At 42.1% G+C, this 16,970-nt stretch carries 14 protein-coding genes and 1 pseudogene; 5 read left to right on the top strand and 10 right to left on the bottom strand.

The features are described from left to right. The first annotated feature begins 95 nt into the window (after positions 1-95). Entirely contained in the window at positions 96-410 is a 315-nt protein-coding gene (locus KA717_31885; GenBank protein UXE60194.1) for a hypothetical protein, read from the top strand. Positions 411-554: 144 nt separating this feature from the next. On the opposite strand, the gene KA717_31880 is transcribed toward KA717_31885, so the two are convergent. The 5 genes from KA717_31880 to KA717_31860 form a co-directional block, all read right to left on the bottom strand. Then, positions 555-764, bottom strand: coding sequence for a type II toxin-antitoxin system HicB family antitoxin (locus KA717_31880; GenBank protein ID UXE60193.1), 210 nt, complete (start codon positions 762-764; stop codon positions 555-557). A 471-nt stretch (positions 765-1,235) separates the two neighbouring features. Continuing rightward, a complete protein-coding gene (locus tag KA717_31875; GenBank protein ID UXE60192.1) occupies positions 1,236-2,666 on the bottom strand; it encodes a serine/threonine protein kinase in 1,431 nt (476 codons plus the stop codon). Positions 2,667-2,877: 211 nt separating this feature from the next. Next, a complete protein-coding gene (locus tag KA717_31870) occupies positions 2,878-3,867 on the bottom strand; it encodes a serine/threonine protein kinase (protein ID UXE60191.1) in 990 nt (329 codons plus the stop codon). 141 nt (positions 3,868-4,008) lie between these two features. Continuing rightward, positions 4,009-4,296, bottom strand: coding sequence for a type II toxin-antitoxin system RelE/ParE family toxin (locus KA717_31865; GenBank protein ID UXE60190.1), 288 nt, complete (start codon positions 4,294-4,296; stop codon positions 4,009-4,011). After that, a complete protein-coding gene (locus KA717_31860) occupies positions 4,293-4,583 on the bottom strand; it encodes a hypothetical protein (GenBank protein ID UXE60189.1) in 291 nt (96 codons plus the stop codon). Before KA717_31860 ends, KA717_31865 begins: the two co-directional genes overlap by 4 nt. A gap of 187 nt (positions 4,584-4,770) precedes the next feature. Here KA717_31860 and sir point away from each other — a divergent pair, with 187 nt between their 5' ends. Further along, a complete protein-coding gene (gene sir / locus KA717_31855; protein UXE60188.1) occupies positions 4,771-6,660 on the top strand; it encodes a sulfite reductase, ferredoxin dependent in 1,890 nt (629 codons plus the stop codon). Between the two features lie 302 nt (positions 6,661-6,962). Beyond that, positions 6,963-7,205, top strand: a complete 243-nt coding sequence (locus KA717_31850) for a hypothetical protein (GenBank protein UXE60187.1) — start codon at positions 6,963-6,965, stop codon at positions 7,203-7,205. A 253-nt stretch (positions 7,206-7,458) separates the two neighbouring features. On the opposite strand, the gene KA717_31845 is transcribed toward KA717_31850, so the two are convergent. From KA717_31845 to KA717_31835, 3 genes and pseudogenes are all read right to left on the bottom strand, one after another. Then, complete coding sequence (locus KA717_31845) at positions 7,459-8,859, bottom strand: amidase (GenBank protein UXE60186.1); 1,401 nt, start codon at positions 8,857-8,859, stop codon at positions 7,459-7,461. Positions 8,860-8,936: 77 nt separating this feature from the next. Continuing rightward, positions 8,937-10,218 (bottom strand): annotated as a pseudogene (locus KA717_31840) (ISKra4 family transposase). An 84-nt stretch (positions 10,219-10,302) separates the two neighbouring features. Further along, positions 10,303-10,824, bottom strand: coding sequence for a YdcF family protein (locus KA717_31835; GenBank protein UXE60185.1), 522 nt, complete (start codon positions 10,822-10,824; stop codon positions 10,303-10,305). Positions 10,825-11,037: 213 nt separating this feature from the next. Here KA717_31835 and recJ point away from each other — a divergent pair, with 213 nt between their 5' ends. Continuing rightward, positions 11,038-13,011, top strand: a complete 1,974-nt coding sequence (recJ, locus tag KA717_31830; GenBank protein UXE60184.1) for a single-stranded-DNA-specific exonuclease RecJ — start codon at positions 11,038-11,040, stop codon at positions 13,009-13,011. Positions 13,012-14,125: 1,114 nt separating this feature from the next. Further along, entirely contained in the window at positions 14,126-15,016 is an 891-nt protein-coding gene (locus KA717_31825) for a thioredoxin domain-containing protein (protein ID UXE60183.1), read from the top strand. Positions 15,017-15,273: 257 nt separating this feature from the next. Here KA717_31825 and KA717_31820 read toward each other — a convergent pair whose 3' ends face one another. Further along, a complete protein-coding gene (locus tag KA717_31820; GenBank protein UXE60182.1) occupies positions 15,274-15,540 on the bottom strand; it encodes a DUF370 domain-containing protein in 267 nt (88 codons plus the stop codon). A 202-nt stretch (positions 15,541-15,742) separates the two neighbouring features. Further along, positions 15,743-16,873, bottom strand: a complete 1,131-nt coding sequence (locus KA717_31815; protein ID UXE60181.1) for a glycosyltransferase family 4 protein — start codon at positions 16,871-16,873, stop codon at positions 15,743-15,745. Positions 16,874-16,970: the final 97 nt, after the last annotated feature.

Genomic DNA, 16,970 nt, shown 5'->3' with positions numbered 1-16,970 from the left:
TTGGGTTATTCGCCTTTCCAATTTTACGTCAGTTCTGGGTAATCGCCATTTTTACGTCGTTATTCAACTTGACGATTATAAAAAATTTATCTTAAATGGAAGAAAATAATGTTTTCCATTTAGTCATTTATTTTATGAAAAAGTTACTAGTGTTTTTTGGAATTAGTCTTTTTTTCACAACAACATTTAGCGTAAATGCTCAACAGAAAAAATCCTCTACTCCCCCCACAAAAAAGTCTGAATGTCTTATTAAAGGCAATATTTCAGTAAGCTCAGGCAAGAAATGGTATCATCTGCCAGGTATGAAAGACTATGAAAAAACGCAGATTCATACAAATAAGGGAGAGAGGTGGTTTTGTACGGAGGAGGAAGCTCGTAAAAGTGGTTGGCAAAAAGCACCGACTAACTAGAAAATTTAATGATGTAATCTCTCTCTCCTCAAGAATACGATCGCCAATTCTAAAAACAATCTAGAAAAGTGATCGCCAATTCTAAAAACAATCTGAAAATGCGATCGCTTTTTTATAAAAAGGTTATTCCTGACTGTTTTTCGGTTAAATTAGGATTTCAATCGCATCTGTCTGACTGTTTAGATTAATGAAATGATTAGGGATGGGTTCTAAGAAAAGTTGAATCGCCTCTTTTAGATTCTCAATAGCTTCTGTTTCTGTATCACCACAGGAGGAGACATGATTTAATTCAGGACAGGTGGCAGAATAGCTTTTGGCTTCTTCATCCCATTCTAAAATTGCTCTAATAATCATAGATTTCAATTTATTTATTGATAATTTTTCATTATAACGCTAGACAGAGCACCCGATAAATGTACGGTCTGACTTTTCGGGTTGCGTTCCTTTACTTAATCTATAAATCAGCGATCGCGCCTTTTAAAGATAATCGCGTCTTTTAAAGAGAATCACACTATCAATAACTTCTTGATTGCATTTGTTCTTTAAAAAAATCCACAGATCGGCGATCGCACGGAATAATATTGTAGGTCAATTTTAAGGTAGGGGATTGATTTCCTGTAGGGGCTTGGTTTCCAAGTCCTAAATTGGGGAAGTGTGTGAACGCGGATTAAAACGGATTAAAGGATGACACAGATTATTTTTTGTTATTTTTCTAATCATAAAAAATCGGTGAAATTAGCGAAATTATTGTAATTCGTGTTCTGATTGGGGAAGGGATTTGGAGACCAAACCCCTACGGAATTGTGAGGATATTTTTATATTTTGTTAGCCTTTGGGATGCAGGAGAAAACCCAATAACCAACCGCTTCCTAAACCGCTTAAACTTGTGCTAGCAAGAATTAAAAAAGAATGAAAGCGACTAAAATATTTTAATAATTTTTCTCCGGCCATACCCTCAACCGCAGTCCCAACCGAAGCCGCAATCCCAGCCATAACCAGAGGCCCAGCCCTAGCCCACCCCGCAGTCCCAAACATAGCCTGAGTCCCAGCCTTTATCGCATGAACCTCAGCCATCATAAAAGTCACCGACCCAGCAATAACCCCAGTCATAGAAAGAGCCGCAGCCACAGAACCAGCCCAATCCATATTCGGATTCCCAGCTACAGCCCCACTCCCAGCCACAACCACAGCCAAAGCCTGCCAGGGTGCTGAATTTACTCCTAAAATGTAGCCACTTAAACCATAAACAAGAAATAAACCTATCAACCAACCCCAGGGAATATCTTTGAGTTTTTCTTGAATAGAATTTTGAGCAGATCTTCTGTTAACTTTTGGTTTTTGTTTAGCCGCTTCTAGCTCTTTCTGGAGATTAACAGATCGCGGAGGATTGATTGTTTCTTGCCAATATTTCGGTTCTACGGCAGGCGGTGGTAACTCCAATTGTTGCAACCAATCGGACATTGATTGAGGGCGATTTTCTTTTTCTAAAGCCATTCCCAGAGTAATAGCCGTGCTAATATACTCACTCAAATTAGGATTAATTTCTTTAGGTGATTTTAAAGGGCGATTAGACAAACGACGTTCCATCGAAGGAGTCGGTTTTTGACCCGTTACCGCATAATAAAAACTGGCCGCCAGGGCGTAAATATCCACACTGGGCTGACGATTCGCTTTACTGCCTTTATAAATTTGTTCATAGGGTGCAAAACTGGGATTGGCCGCATAATCCGTCGAACTACTACTAGCAGGAATAATCTCTTTAGCAATACCAAAATCAATCAAGATCGCATTCCCATTAGGCTGAATCATAATATTGCCTGGGTGAGCATCTCGATGAACCATTCCTGCTTGATGAACCGCCTCTAAAGCACTACCAATTTGATGAATATATTTCAAACATTCCGCTTCCGATAATTTGCCTTGAGCCTTAACTTTTTCCATTAAGGTTTGGCCCTGAATAAAATCCATCACTAAATAGGGAACTTGACCTTCCATGAAAATATCCCAAACTCTGACGATGTGAGGATGGGGAGTCTGGGAAAATTTGGCTAACTTACGCCCTTCTGCCTCAAATTGTTTAACATAATCTTCGTATTCCGTATCTCTTTTTTGCAAAATATCAGGAGTTTTAATCACCACCACCATTGCAAGTTGGCGATGTCGTGCTTTGTAGGTCAGGCCAAAACCGCCCCGTCCCAAGACCTCAAGGATCTCGTACTTGCCATTGTTGAGGAGGTGTCCTGCTTGCCAAACCATAGAAATTTACGCAATTTTTTCCATTGTACCGAAAAATCTACTTTTACCCAAAAATTAGTTTTCTGGGGTAAAGTTTTCTGGGCGCAAGCAGTTCGATAAACTCACTGACCACCTTGCGCCCCTACGTTCGTAAAATTTGGGTTTTGTAGGGGCGAATTGCGTTCGCCCTTAATTGTTTAGGGTTTAGACATTGCGATCACCCTTGATTCTTTTAAGGTTTAGAAGCAGGAGATTTTTGAGGTGAAACGGCTGGAATTGGTTGATGATTAAAATTTTGTTTAATCCACCCTGGTACATCCAAAATCGTCACAATTAATCCCAATACCGTAGCCGTCGCCCCAATACTTGTCCAAATTAGTACCCAATCATGCGGACGAAATTCCTCTTCTTTCCAATTAGTATCTAATTTTTTAAACCAGGCTTGAATAGACTGGGGACGTTTATCTGCCTCTAATTCCAATGCCCAAAGAATTGCCCTACTCGTGCGATCGCTAATTTCTGTATTAAAACCTTGAGGAGAAATTAAAGGCTGATGATCAATTTTTCTAGTCATAGCATTAACAGGTAATTTACCCGTTAAAAGTTCGTATAACATTGCTCCTAAACTGTAAATATCGGTAAAAGCTCCGCGTTTAGCATCACGGGAATAACACTCAATTGGAGCAAAACCTGCGGCTAATTCCTGGGTACGAGTTCGGGTTAATTCCTCATCAAAATCCAACGCTAAACCAAAATCAATTAATACCGCTTCTGGTTTGCCCGCTCGAATCATAATATTGCCAGGTCGAATATCTCTGTGCAGAACACCGCGACTATGTACCACCATCAAAGCTTGCCCAATCTGCTCAATGTAGCGTAAAGCCTCCTTTTCCGACAGAATTTTCTGCGATCGCCGATCTAAAGTCATCCCATCAATATATTCCATCACCATACAGTTAGCCTTGCCTTCAGAAAATAACTCCTTGACCTTGACAATATGGGGATGATCGCAACCCTTTAACTTACTCGCCTCCTGCCAAAAAAGTTTCTGTAATCGCTCAGATTCCCACACCTTAAAACCCACATCCCTCGGTGTTTTAATGACCACAGAATTACCACCGCGATCGCTGGCTCGATAGGTAATCCCAAACCGTCCTTCTCCCAATACTTCTTGAATAGTGTACTGCCCATCTTTGATTGTCCTGCCCACAGCCCAAACCATTGACTCCTAGCCCCGTTTTGCACAAACTTTTGTCAAACTCAGTTTAACAGTGATTATCATTAAACCGATTAAATCATAAGAACTATTACTAAAGGTAAAATTTGCTGCCACGCGATCGCGGCAATAAACCCGCCTAATTTCTCAAATAATATCTTTTAAATCCCGATAACCGTTAACGACTCGAAGAATTTCAACACTGTCTTCAATAACTTGATAAAAAATGATGTAATCCATCAGCAAAAGCCCTCTTAAATTAGGCTTAAGTCGAGCGTAAGATTTACCGATATAAGGGAAACGAGCCAGATGTTGACATTTTTGTTCAAAGGCTTTTACAAAGCGATCGCCTGCATCTACACTACTCGCCAGAAAATAATCAGAAATTGCCTCCAAATCACGACAAGCGGGGAGAGTAATGATTAAATTCTTCATGCTGATTGTGTTCTAGCTACTTCCACTTTATTGCGTAATCGAGCCAGTACTTCTGAGACTTGTAACACATCACCCTGGGCTGCGGCCAGAACCCCTTCTTCAATTTTCAATCGGGTTTGTTCTACCCAACCTAAATATTCTGGTGCTTCTTCGGAATTGAATGAGGTTATTTCATCAGCTAGTAGGACAAGAGCCATGTCAATAGCATCTTCGATGGAAAGGTCGTCACTCTGTCGCGCAAGGGATTCAAGAATTTGACTCTGTTGTGAACTAAGGGTAATTTGCATTTTTTAGTTATCCCAAAAGTTGAGTTAAGCTGTTTTTGAAGAATTTCAGATCACATTGTAGCGTTCACCCCCTGCTGTCACGACCGATACCAAACGTAAAGTGCGATCGCCGAGAATCAGGTTACAATGGAAAACGCACGAAAATCACTTGTGCAGAGTATCGCTAACTTCGACCCAGAACCGACTAATGGTAACTACCTCAGACCTCCGCCCCTCCAAAGTAGAAGGCATCAAAGAACGCAGCAACTATCTTCGGGAACCCGTCGCCACAGAACTCTTGCAAGATACCACCCACTTTACCGAGGATGCCATTCAAATCCTTAAGTTTCATGGTTCCTATCAACAGGATAATCGGGATAATCGGGTTAAGGGGCAGGAAAAGGATTATCAATTTATGTTACGCACCCGCAACCCTGGGGGCTTTATTCCGCCGCAACTCTATCTAGCCATTGATGACCTTGCCACTGAATATGGCAATCAAACGCTACGGGTGACAACGCGCCAGGGTCTGCAAATTCACGGCATTCTCAAGAAAAATCTCAAAACCGCGATCACAACTATTGTTAATAATATGGGTTCGACCCTGGGAGCTTGTGGCGATATTAACCGTAATGTCATGGCTCCTCCCGCCCCGTTTAAAAACAAACCTGAATATGGTTATGCCTGGGAATATGCCAATAATGTGGCGGATTTATTAGCCCCTCAAAGTGGTGCGTACTACGAAATTTGGTTGGATGGGGAAAAAGCGATCAGTGCGGAAGAAGCCCCGGAAGTGAAAGCGGCTCGTCAACGCAATCTCAATGGTAGCAACACAGGCGATGAGCTAGAGCCGATTTATGGCACTCAATTCATGCCCCGCAAATTTAAGTGTAGTGTGACTGTGCCTGGGGATAATTCTATTGATGTTTATACCCATGATGTCAGTTTGGTTGTGATCACCAATAAACATGGTCAATTAGAGGGTTTTAATATCCTCGCTGGCGGTGGTTTAGGTCGTACTCATAATAAAGAAGAAACGTTCCCCCGTTCTGCCGATCCCATTGGTTATGTAGATAAAGCCGATGTCTATGATTTAGTTAAAGCCATTGTTGCTACTCAACGAGACTACGGCGATCGCCATAATCGTCGTCATGCGCGGATGAAATATCTGTTAGCGGATTGGGGTGTGGAAAAATTCCGTGAACAAGTAGAAGTCTATTTGGGAAAAAAATTAGGACAATTTAAGCCTTTACCCCATTGGCAATATCTGGACTTTTTGGGTTGGAATGAACAGGGAGATGGCAAATTATTTTTCGGTCTTTCCGTCGAAAATGGTCGCATTAAAAATGAAGGCAAATTTCAATTAAAAACGGCTTTACGTCAGGTGATTGAACAGTATCAATTACCAATGCGTTTAACCGCTAATCATAATATTCTGCTCTATGAAATTGATCCTAAAGATCAAGAAGCGATCGCCAAGCTGTTAGAAAATCACGGTATTGTCACTGATCCTAACAAAATTGATACCTTGGTGCGCTATTCCATGGCCTGCCCTGCGTTGCCGACCTGTAGTTTAGCCGTCACAGAATCGGAACGGGCTATCCCTAGTATTAATGCCAGGATTCGTAAGCTGTTACAAAAAGTCGGTTTAGGTGATGAAAGTATTGTCATTCGCATGACGGGTTGCCCCAATGGTTGCGCTCGTCCCTACATGGCCGAAATTGGTTTTGTTGGCATTGTGCCAGAAACCTATCAAATTTGGTTAGGAGGAACACCCAATCAAACCCAGTTGGCTCGTGCCTACACCGATAAGTTAAATGTTAATCAACTGGAAAGTTTCTTTGAACCATTGTTTGTTTATTTCAAACAGGATCGTAAACCCCAGGAAAGTTTTGGAGAATTCTGCGATCGCGTGGGCTTTGAAAGTTTACGGGAATTTTCGGCCAGTTATCAACCGATTCAAGAACGAAAAAATCAGCGAAGGGTGAGTGTTCCTGATGGCACATTTGAGAAATTAAAAGCGGCTTCTCTGGCGGAAAAACGGCCCATGAATCAAATTGTGGAGGAGGCTTTAACCGCTTACTTTGCTCAAAAATAATCCTCAATAAATTAGAGAAAAATTCTCTGGAAAACTTAAACTTTGTCAGTTTTTTGGAGAGTTTTTGGCTCTTCCCTTGACTGTATGAAAAATGAGATCATAAGAGTCACTAATCCACAAATGATAAGGGTAAAAGACTTGCTATGCAACGATTCCATGAATTCATAAGCCTGAATTATCACACACAATAGCGGAGAGCCATTTTTTTTATCTTTCAAATATTTTTTGTTTTTCCAATAAAATCCAATAAAATCTGTGATAATATCAGTAGGTGAAAAATAACAATATAGGAGTTTGCAATTATGGGAACTGTCAATACCGAAGATTTCGCTACTTTATTAGTAGCTATTTTGTCAGCTTTACCTCCAGATAGTTCTATTTGTAGTATAGTTCAGCGCTTAGCTCAATCAGAGCCCCAAGCTGACTACGATAATGGGAATTTATGGGGAGATGATAAAGAACAACTTATTGCGGAGTTAACACGCGAGTTTGGATACCAAATTGAATTTGAAGCAGTTATAGAAAAATGGTTTTCATCGATTTAACTCTCTTGTGTCACTGAAGGATATTTTGACGAAATCACAACGTTTCAGCCAACGATAAATCAAGATTTTAACCCAGTTTGACAAAAGTAGAGATAATTCTAAAGTCTTAAACTATTGCCACAGCGCAAATTTAGAATTGTCGATCAAAAAACTTGACTGATAAATCCAGGATGCGGGAGAAAAAAGCTTCTCCCAGTTCCTGTCTATTTGAGATTGTAAGATTGGCTAAATTCCTGTGTGACTATGGCAGGTTTTAGGCAAATAACTTCGGAACAGTTTGAGGGAAAGAGCTAACCCCCTCTAGCTGACTGGCGATCGCTAAAATCGTTGCTTCATCCGCCGGTTTGCCAAGAATTTGCACACTGTAGGGCAGCCCCTTTTCATCAAAACCAACCGGTACAGCGATCGCCGGTAATCCTGTCGCATTAGCAGGGGGACAGGGAGAAATCCAATGAATAATCCTTTCAACGGTTTGCGCGGGAGATAAATCAGCCCATTCCCCAATTTTGATCGGTTGGTGTCCATAGACTGGCAAAATCAGCGCGTCAAACTGATCAAAGAAAGCCACAATTTGACGGGAAAGCACTTGCATTTGTCGAACCGCTTGCAGATAATCTCCTGCCGATCCGATTGTTTCGCCTAACCAGCGATTAACCGGACTAAGCATTGCCAACGGTAAACCTGTCGCGCCGACTCCAGCTTGCCAAATTTGAGTAAAGGATTCCACTAAACCTTCCCCACTAAAGCAGGCTTCCTCTAAATGATGGCCCATTGCCTCCAGTTCTGCGATCGCCCATCTTACCCCCCGTTGACAGACCTCATCCACCGCCGTAAAGGGAGGTACTGAAAAAGTATAGGCAAGGCGAAGTTTAGTCGGAGTTTGACGGGATGCGTCTAGAAAGGAGACTTCCGGTTCCGGCAACCAGTAGGGATCACCCGTCGTATAACCGGCCAGTACATCTAACCAAGCGGCTGCATCCGCCACCGTGCGAGCCAAGGGGCCAGCCACTGCAATCCCACTTTGATAATCTCCAACGGGTGCCAGGGAAATACGACCGCGACTAGGTTTGAGTCCGACTAATCCACAACAACTGGCCGGGCCACGCACCGATCCCCCACCATCCGATCCCTGGGCGATCGCACAAAATCCGGCGGCTACGGCTGCGGCTGCCCCACCACTAGAACCACCCGCCGTGTAATCTAAATGCCAGGGATTACGAACTGGAGGAAGACCAGGCGTTTCGGTATAGGGAAAGGAACCAAGTTCTGAAGTCGCAGTTTTACCCAAAATGATAAAACCGGCTTGTTTAATGCGAGTCACGACCCCATCATCGTAGGCAGAGATATTGCCTTGTAACCCTGCCACACCATAACTGGTCGGCATTCCAGCAACCGTATTCAAATCCTTAATACTGGTGGGAACTCCAAAGAAAGGGGGCAATTGTTGAGGATCGCGGATTTTAGCCAATTGTTCTGTTTTTTGGGTGGCATCGGCGATCGCGGCTTCAGCCGCTAAATAGGAAAAACTGCCTAACTGAGGATTAAAATTTTCAATGCGGTTGAGGAAAAAATGGGTCAATTCTAGCGGTGAAATCTCTTTTCTGCGAATCTGTTGAGTAAGATCGAGAGCAGAGGTAAGGGCAAAATTAGACATGAAAAGCAAGAAGAATAAAAAACTTAAATATACTATTCACAGAGGGTGCGACCTTTAGTTGATAAAAGCTGTTGTAATCAGGGTTCTACAGGGAACCCATATTGATCAAGTTTTGCCCAAAATTGACTCCATCGTTCCTTGGTCAATACCAAAGCTCGTAGGCTCAAAATAATTCCTGCTCCTTTTTCCTTCCATCGCATTCCTGAACAACATAATCGTTGTTTGACCAACGTCTTACAAGCTGCTTCCGTAACACCTGAACCAATCGGATACTTTTTCTCTAAGTATTCAGCATAATCCATTTGATGCTGATGATTCTCGTAATAAGTAATCGCCGCTTGTAGTTTCTCGGTAAGATTCTTAGAATGACTTTTTTCTTCTTTGACTTCTTTCATCAGATTTAGCAGTTCTCCTGCTTTTCCTTTTTCATGCTTGAGTTCTCGACAATTTTCAGTCAACCATTCTTTTTGTTTTGACACGGTATTCGGATGCAACGCTTCTGCCAAGGCACCTAAGTAACCAGAGGCATGATAGAAATCTAATATCTGTTCTTCCGTTTGCTTTTCTAAAAACTTCCAATTTGATTCTGCCCCGTCTGCTATCCCGACCAATGTTGCCTCTGGATAACGGTTTTTCGCTCGCTCAATTTCTCTTTCTAATCTTTCTAGAAAACTCTTTTTTCCATACTCTGGTGCCGCACCTAGATAGATTGTAGGTTGACGTTCGCCTTCACTATCGTATAGGGAAACGGTTCCCACCATTGCTTCACGGTAGCCATCCTCACACATCAGCATACAGGTTCCATCTAATCCTATTCCCACTGTTGCAATTTGGCTATCCTCCTTGGGCGGGGCATAACTCCACGCTTCTTCTTTTGCCTGTACCACACTTCCTACTGCTTCACTCAATCTTTGGATATAGGATAGCGCTACTTTTCTACCATGATTTTCTAATAAATCATTTTTCACCTCTTTGCCTGCCATCCCTGACATTTTTGAGGATACCTGTTTTGCCAATAATGGCGTTGATGTTATGATTATCCTTGCTTCTCTTTCTAAGGGGCAATACGTTTTTCCTCAAAGGTGAACGCTGATATACATGACGATTCACTATAACCTCACCATAAGGTGTTTGATATTCTTTCGGTTGCTCTCCCTTACTCTTCCAGATTTCTTCACCGATTTTTAAGGGTGAACCATCTGTATCTAAATATTTCAAGGCTTCTTTGCTGGCGATGCAACCTACTTCGTTTAAGCCTTTTTGAATATTTATTTCTGTATCCAACATTGAACGACTGAGTTCTAATGTTAGTTCTATTTTTATCTTTGAACCCTCTACATTAATTAGTTTTGCTGTCATCATTGTTTCCTCTTTGTCACTTTTCATCTCATGTTAACACTTTTCTTTTCCTTCATCAACTAAAGGTCACACCCTTCACAGACATTAGGACGGTGGCTTGAGCAAGGTTTCTCCAGTTCGTCCAGTTGTTACCCAAAGTAAGGCTCTCAGGATGTCTCGCACGCATTTATCAGGAGATTCTTGACTGGTTTGGGAGGGAACCGCGATCGGATTCAGACTAATGCCTCGACTCCCAAAGACAATTTCTCCCACTAAGCGAGCACGGGTCATATGGTTTTCCGAGGTGACAAGGTAAACACTATGAATTCCCTGGGCTTTCATGGTATCCACTAAACTAGTAAAATTGGTCACGGTGTCCCTCGCTTGATAACTTAGGTGTAAACGTCGAGACTCAACTCCTGCCCGTCGAAAAATGCGTTTAACATAGTTCTCTGGACTACCAGAGGACACCCAAATTGGTAAATGGGGATAACGTTCCGCCAATTTCGCTGCTGCTCGTTCCCGATTTTCATGGCCACCGAGGACAAAAATCGCCTGGGGCTGACTTGAGCTACGATTAACTTCTTGATAACCCCACCACAATCCCAACGCGACGATTGGAGACACCCACCAGAGGCACTTCACCAAATTTTTTCGCCTTGGCACTAAAGAGGTTTCCGTCCTGCGAAAATCCGACTTAAGTAACATGACTATATCCAAACCCACACCACCGCAAAAAGTTCGTTGCTAAATCGCATTGAACTGGTCTTTATTATGACGGAGGTTGAGAAATTATGCTCCTATTTCTGGCTAGTACTTTACAGAACTTAAAACAACAAAATGATGACCCCTTCCCTACCTCGACAACGCTGGAAAATTGCCCCAGAAGATCTCCAAGCCGTTCAAACCTTGGTCACTGAGACGGGACTCTCTTCTCTCCTGGCCCAGGTCTTGATCAATCGTGGTATTACGACCCCTGCCTTAGCCCAAATTTATTGTCAGCCAGAAAACCAACACTTGCCCGATCCTCTGATGGAATTTCCAGATCTATCGAAAAGTGTGGAATTGTTGACTATTGCGATTCGGGAAAAGCAGAAAATTGCCATTTGTGGTGACTACGATGCGGATGGCATGACTAGCACTGCTTTATTGTTGCGTGCTCTACGTCATTTGGGGGCTGATGTGGACTATGCCATTCCTAGTCGAATGAGGGATGGTTACGGCATTAATGAACGAATTGTACGGGAGTTTGCGGCTTCAGGGATTCAGTTAATTTTGACTGTGGATAATGGTATTGCGGCCTATGGGGCGATCGCCCTGGCGGTAGATCTAGGGTTAAGGGTCATTATTACTGATCATCACGATTTACCCGAAAAATTGCCGCCGGCTGATGCGATTTTAAATCCGAAACTATTACCCGAAATTTCTCCCTATTATGGGATTGCGGGAGTGGGTGTGGCTTACATTTTAGCGATCGCAACGGCTCAAAAATTAGAGAAAATTAAGGGCTTAACGGAATCCCTATTAGAACTTTATACCTTAGGAACGATTGCTGATCTCGCTCCCCTCGTCGGTGTCAATCGTCGTTGGCTCAAACGAGGTTTAAAAAGATTACCCCATTCCCAAATTAAAGGGATACAAGCTCTCATTCAATTAGCCGGTGTTAATGATCAGCAAAAGGCTCTCAAACCGGATGATATTGGCTTTCGCTTAGGGCCACGCATTAACGCGATCGGTCGCATTGGTGATCCTCAAGTGGTGATTGAATTGTTGACCACTGAAGATGAAGGAATTGCCCTAGAGCGGGCCATGCAATGTGAACAAATTAATAAACAACGCCAGGAACTTTGCGAACAAATTGAAACCGAGGCGATCGCCTACATTGAGGGTAAATCCCTTCCCTGGGAAAAAGAGCGAGTTTTAGTGGTTGTGCAGCCCCATTGGCATCATGGTGTCATTGGCATTGTCGCCTCCCGTTTGGTTGAACGGTATGGTGTGCCTGTTTTTATTGGGACAGAAGAGGAAGGAGAAGCAAATATTCGAGGTTCGGCACGGGGTATTGATGAATTTCATATTTTTGAGGCACTGGTATTCTGTCAAGATTTATTAGGTAAATTTGGGGGACATCGGGCCGCCGGAGGTTTTAGTTTACCGTCCCAAAATTTAACTGCTTTTCAAGAGCGTTTATCCATTTTTGCCAATCAATGTCTAGAACCAGAACAGTTAAAACCTCTCATTAAAATTGATGCCCAAGCCAATTTTTCCCAACTGACTTTTGAACTTTGTCAGCAAATTGAACAACTCCAACCCTGGGGCATTGGTAATGAATTTCCTATTTTTTGGACTCCTCAAGTTCGCATTCTGGAACAAAAGATTGTTGGCAAAAATCATCTCCGTTTGGAGCTTTTAGATTCTACGAGCCAAACTGCGATCGGCGCGATCGCCTGGCGTTGGGGAGAATATTTTCCCTTGCCGTCCTCTGTGGATATTGCCTATAAATTACAGGAAAATCATTTTAAGAGCAACACAACGCTACAATTAGAATTAGTGGGGATTCGCTTACCCCTAAACTCTACCGTAATTTCTAAATCTCCTACTCATTTTGACTATCAGGGTCGCATTTATCGCTGTAGCTACAATCGCCAATCCCAGGAATTAAAAATTCAAAATGATCAGGGCAAAGTCTTAGCTCTGCAATTGGGGCAAACCCAGGGACTGATGGGCAGCGATCGCGCCACGGCCAAAAAAGTCAATCTGGCTCAAGCTCCCTATGCTCAACTAATCGCCCTCGCCAGGGCCACTTTAAGCTGTTAATGATTGCCCCTTTGTCAGAGACAGGGTTAGGTTACTGTAAAAAAAAGATTGTTTTTGTTCCATTGCTATATGGTCGCCAAGGCTAAAACAGCTTATTGCCGAACGTTAGCCTAAGATAAGGGTTTTATTCTGCTCCGATCACCCATTATCCTGTCCGTCCACCTGGCTAATGTTAAGACTTGTAAATAAACATTGTTTATTTTCACGAAGATGACGTAGCATTGAGCTATTAGTATATCAGCGTTAAGGAGATCCCCATGAATATTAAACACATTGCATTATTGGCTTTGATGCCAGTTTTTTTAACAACAGTAGCAGTGACTGCTCAGACGAAGTACCCCCCCAATCAGCAATTACAGAACGATCCTCCTTCGCCTGTCCTACCAAATAAGCAGTCCACACCAGTTCCACACATAGGAACCGGTACTGGGACAGTCACACTGAACTCTGCGGCACTTTGTTATACCTGTGGCGGAAATTTCCCAATTTATGCGGGTACTATACCAACACCAAGTGCTGCGAGTGAGTATGGCAGTAGCTGTGGTGGAAGTATTAGTACTGCGAATAACGATACGAGCCCTTATCTATGCACGAAATAAGTTCGTGAATATTGGCTGGATGGCAGCATTGTAAAACATTAGGCAGCAATGCTTCCAGCTTTGTCTAAGGGGTAGTTTATTTTGCATAACTACTTATCCTTGCTTGACAAAGCTTTCCAGCCATTTTCATTTAAGATTAAACTCTGCGAGAGAGGCGAACGTTGGTACAGCCTGATTAAGGTTTGGAATCGCGACAGAATTAAGAGCGTTGTCAGATCAGAATATGAATTATGAATTGCAACATGGCGAAAACCTTGCTATCAAAGCGTTTTCAACTCTATGCCCATTTAGATCATCTTTAATTTTGACAACGCCGAATTAAGAATTAAAGGCTCCCACTTTTTGTTTTATGACTTGAAAAGCGACCATTTTAACCACATGACGTTTCCGACAAAATCTTATCCCCTTTTCTTAGTAACGCTTTGAGGTTACAAATTAAATTTTATCGGTGCTTAAGACAAAGCAATGCCTTAAAACTCTCAATTTTCCTTTTTTCACCTGAAAATCTATAACGTTTGCGACTTGCCATTACTAATAAAATTCTAACTTTCTTACCTAGCATGACTTCAAGTATGCATATTAAATTCTATCAGTATGAAATGGACTTGCTATGTAAAAAATTGGCATTATTTAACTCAGTAGATAATCGCTTTTATAGTTCATTAACTCTATTTAAATTTCTTGTTTGTTCTATTTTTCTCGTGATGTTAACTTGGCCAGTTTCAAGTCGAGCAGATACACCAGACTTGGAGCAAAAAGTTTTACAGATTATACGAAATCATCCCGAAATACTAATTCAGTCGATCCAGACATACCAACGTGAGAAGGCGGGAAAACAGCAGCAAGAAAGACAGGCATTTTTAGAGAGAATGAAGACAAATCCTCAGAGTGTGATAGGTCAATCTCCTATTAAAGGCTCTCCGCAAAGCAAGATTATCCTTATAGAATTTTCTGACTTTCAATGTCCATACTGCGCACAGGCTCAGGAACCGATAAGGCAGTTTATTGAAAAGCATGGAAATGATGTAGCACTAATCTATAAAAATATCCCACTTACAGCAGTTCATCCTAATGCAATGTCTGCTGCAAAAGCAGCTTGGGCGGCAGGTCAACAGGGAAAATTTTGGCAGTACCACGATGCATTATTTTCACATCAAGATAAATTGGGAGAGGCCTTATATCTGTCGATTGCTCAGGAATTGGGGATAGATATTAATCAGTTTAATCATGATCGACATAGCAGTTCTGCTGATGCTTTCATTAAAAAAGATACTGATTTAGCAGAAAGTATGGGAATTCCAGGAACTCCTTTTATTATAATAAATGGAGAAGTGCTCAATGGACAAGTTCAAGCGGCGAGTTTAGACAAATTATTAGAGAAAATTTTATCGACGGCGACTCCATAAGGATGTATGTTTCTCCAATTTTTCCGTTATTCTGTCGTGTCGTATCAAAATGGAGCCGACAAGTTCCAATATTGAGACTTTTCCAGATAAACGGTCTCAGCACGAGTTCAGAACGAACCCAATAGAGTCATGGATACGATAACAGCCCTTATTCAGCAAGGCTTCTGGCTTTTAGCTTATCCCGAACTCAGGTTATTTTATTAATTCTCACTTAATAATTGCAAAGCGTGATCGCCGTAAAATCAATATAAAATCAATTACGTGCCGTTAGTGCCAGGTTCCTTGCTAATAACAAAGCGGTGGGCAACTGTTTCTGGTTGAATGGCCGACAACACTACATGGCTAGAATCTGTAATAATTACTGCTCTAGTGCGACGACCATAGGTAGCATCGACTAATTGTCCCCGTTCACGAGCGTCACTAATAATCCGTTTAATGGGAGCAGATTCGGGACTCACAATCGTAATCACTCGATTGGCAGAGACGATATTACCAAAACCAATATTGATGAGTTGTACATCCATCGAAAATTACCTTAGAGTTGTGTGAGTAAGAGCAAAAATGTCGCAAAGATATATTGAGATCAGAGAGGTTTTTGACACAACTCTCTAAACTCAAGGTGACAATCTTCAGACTTTAGCCGAATTTTAATCTTTTTTGTGCATTTTTACCTATATTTCCCAGTTTTCTGGAAATCAAAAACCGTTACCTCTATCTAAGGATAGATTAATTCTCTACGACAGACTGTAAAACTTGCACTAAAGCAATCTTGCTAAATTTTTTGAGAGTTTTCTCCCTTAATTGAGGTTTTAGAGTTTGACAATTTTTGTTATTTAATAACTCAATACAAGCCTTAGCAACAGCATCTACATTGCGGTGAGGAACTTGCCAACCTAATTGGCCATCTTGAAGTGGATCTGCCGAACCATCTGCATCACCGGCAATCACCGGCACACCACAGGCCAACGCTTCTAGATAAACAATGCCAAATCCTTCCTGAGAAGGCATGACATAACCATCCGCAAGACGATAGTAATCCACTAAATTTTCGGAGGGGACAAAACCCACAAAAATAACCTGTTCAGTCACCCCTAATTCTTGGGTTAATCGGACTAGTCGGGGTTGATCATCGCCGCGACCAATCACCAAATATTTAAGTTGGGGATAGTTGCATAAAATTTGCGGTAAGGCCCTTAAGGTGACATCCACACCTTTATAAATATCTCCAGACCAAAGACGGGCAATGGTGATTAAAACTTTATGACCCGCTAACCCATATTGCTCCATTAACGCTGGAGACGCTGGGCCAGGACAGAACACATCTCCATCCACGATGCAGGGGACGATTTGCACTCGCTCTGGTTCAATCTGATTGGCTTGACAGAGGCGATCGCGGCTATAACGGCTTATTGTCCAGATCGCGTCTGCTTGATGTAAGGCCAGTTTTTCTAGGATGGGTAAGGGGTCCCAAACTTCTTTGCCATAGGTCATTACCATATAGGGAATGCCAAAAAGACGGCAGAGCAGAGCAATGAGGGGAGATAACTTACTATGGCCACAGAATACCCGTTGGGGTTTTTCCAGTTTAAAGGCCTGTAGAAGGGCGATCGCTAATTTCAGACGACCCCGCCAGGCTGGTAATGTTTTGAGATAATGGAATTTTAGTCGATCATCATTAAAAGGATTGTGACAATCCGAGGAATCGCGTAATAGAAAAATCTCGGCTACAGGAGATGAGGAATCTAAGGACGGTGACTGGTCTAATCCCTCTAAATAAGCTGCCAAAACATCCTTGGCATAGGACTGAATTCCGCCTTCTTCCGAAAAAACGGTGATAAAAACAAAACAATGACGCATTATATTTCTTTAATCTCTTGATAACGCCTAGATCTTTTCCCATTATGACCTGGCAGTCGATCAATAGAGAAAAAAGACCAACAGGTCTATAGAATGG

Source organism: Woronichinia naegeliana WA131 (assembly GCA_025370055.1).
In the GTDB taxonomy this organism is placed as follows: Bacteria; Cyanobacteriota; Cyanobacteriia; order Cyanobacteriales; family Microcystaceae; genus Woronichinia; species Woronichinia naegeliana.
This window is presented reverse-complemented; position numbering and strand designations above follow the sequence as displayed.

What these genes read in the sequence shown, in the direction of transcription:
- KA717_31880 (UXE60193.1), bottom strand. Translation starts at nt 764, where the DNA reads ATGATTATTAGAGCAATTTTAGAATGGGATGAAGAAGCCAAAAGCTAT.
- KA717_31865 (UXE60190.1), bottom strand. Translation starts at nt 4,296, where the DNA reads ATGAAGAATTTAATCATTACTCTCCCCGCTTGTCGTGATTTGGAGGCA.
- recJ (UXE60184.1), top strand. Translation starts at nt 11,038, where the DNA reads ATGATGACCCCTTCCCTACCTCGACAACGCTGGAAAATTGCCCCAGAA.
- KA717_31815 (UXE60181.1), bottom strand. Translation starts at nt 16,873, where the DNA reads ATGCGTCATTGTTTTGTTTTTATCACCGTTTTTTCGGAAGAAGGCGGA.
- KA717_31860 (UXE60189.1), bottom strand. Translation starts at nt 4,583, where the DNA reads ATGCAAATTACCCTTAGTTCACAACAGAGTCAAATTCTTGAATCCCTT.
- KA717_31845 (UXE60186.1), bottom strand. Translation starts at nt 8,859, where the DNA reads ATGTCTAATTTTGCCCTTACCTCTGCTCTCGATCTTACTCAACAGATT.
- KA717_31885 (UXE60194.1), top strand. Translation starts at nt 96, where the DNA reads ATGGAAGAAAATAATGTTTTCCATTTAGTCATTTATTTTATGAAAAAG.
- KA717_31875 (UXE60192.1), bottom strand. Translation starts at nt 2,666, where the DNA reads ATGGTTTGGCAAGCAGGACACCTCCTCAACAATGGCAAGTACGAGATC.
- KA717_31870 (UXE60191.1), bottom strand. Translation starts at nt 3,867, where the DNA reads ATGGTTTGGGCTGTGGGCAGGACAATCAAAGATGGGCAGTACACTATT.
- sir (UXE60188.1), top strand. Translation starts at nt 4,771, where the DNA reads ATGGTAACTACCTCAGACCTCCGCCCCTCCAAAGTAGAAGGCATCAAA.
- KA717_31820 (UXE60182.1), bottom strand. Translation starts at nt 15,540, where the DNA reads ATGGATGTACAACTCATCAATATTGGTTTTGGTAATATCGTCTCTGCC.
- KA717_31850 (UXE60187.1), top strand. Translation starts at nt 6,963, where the DNA reads ATGGGAACTGTCAATACCGAAGATTTCGCTACTTTATTAGTAGCTATT.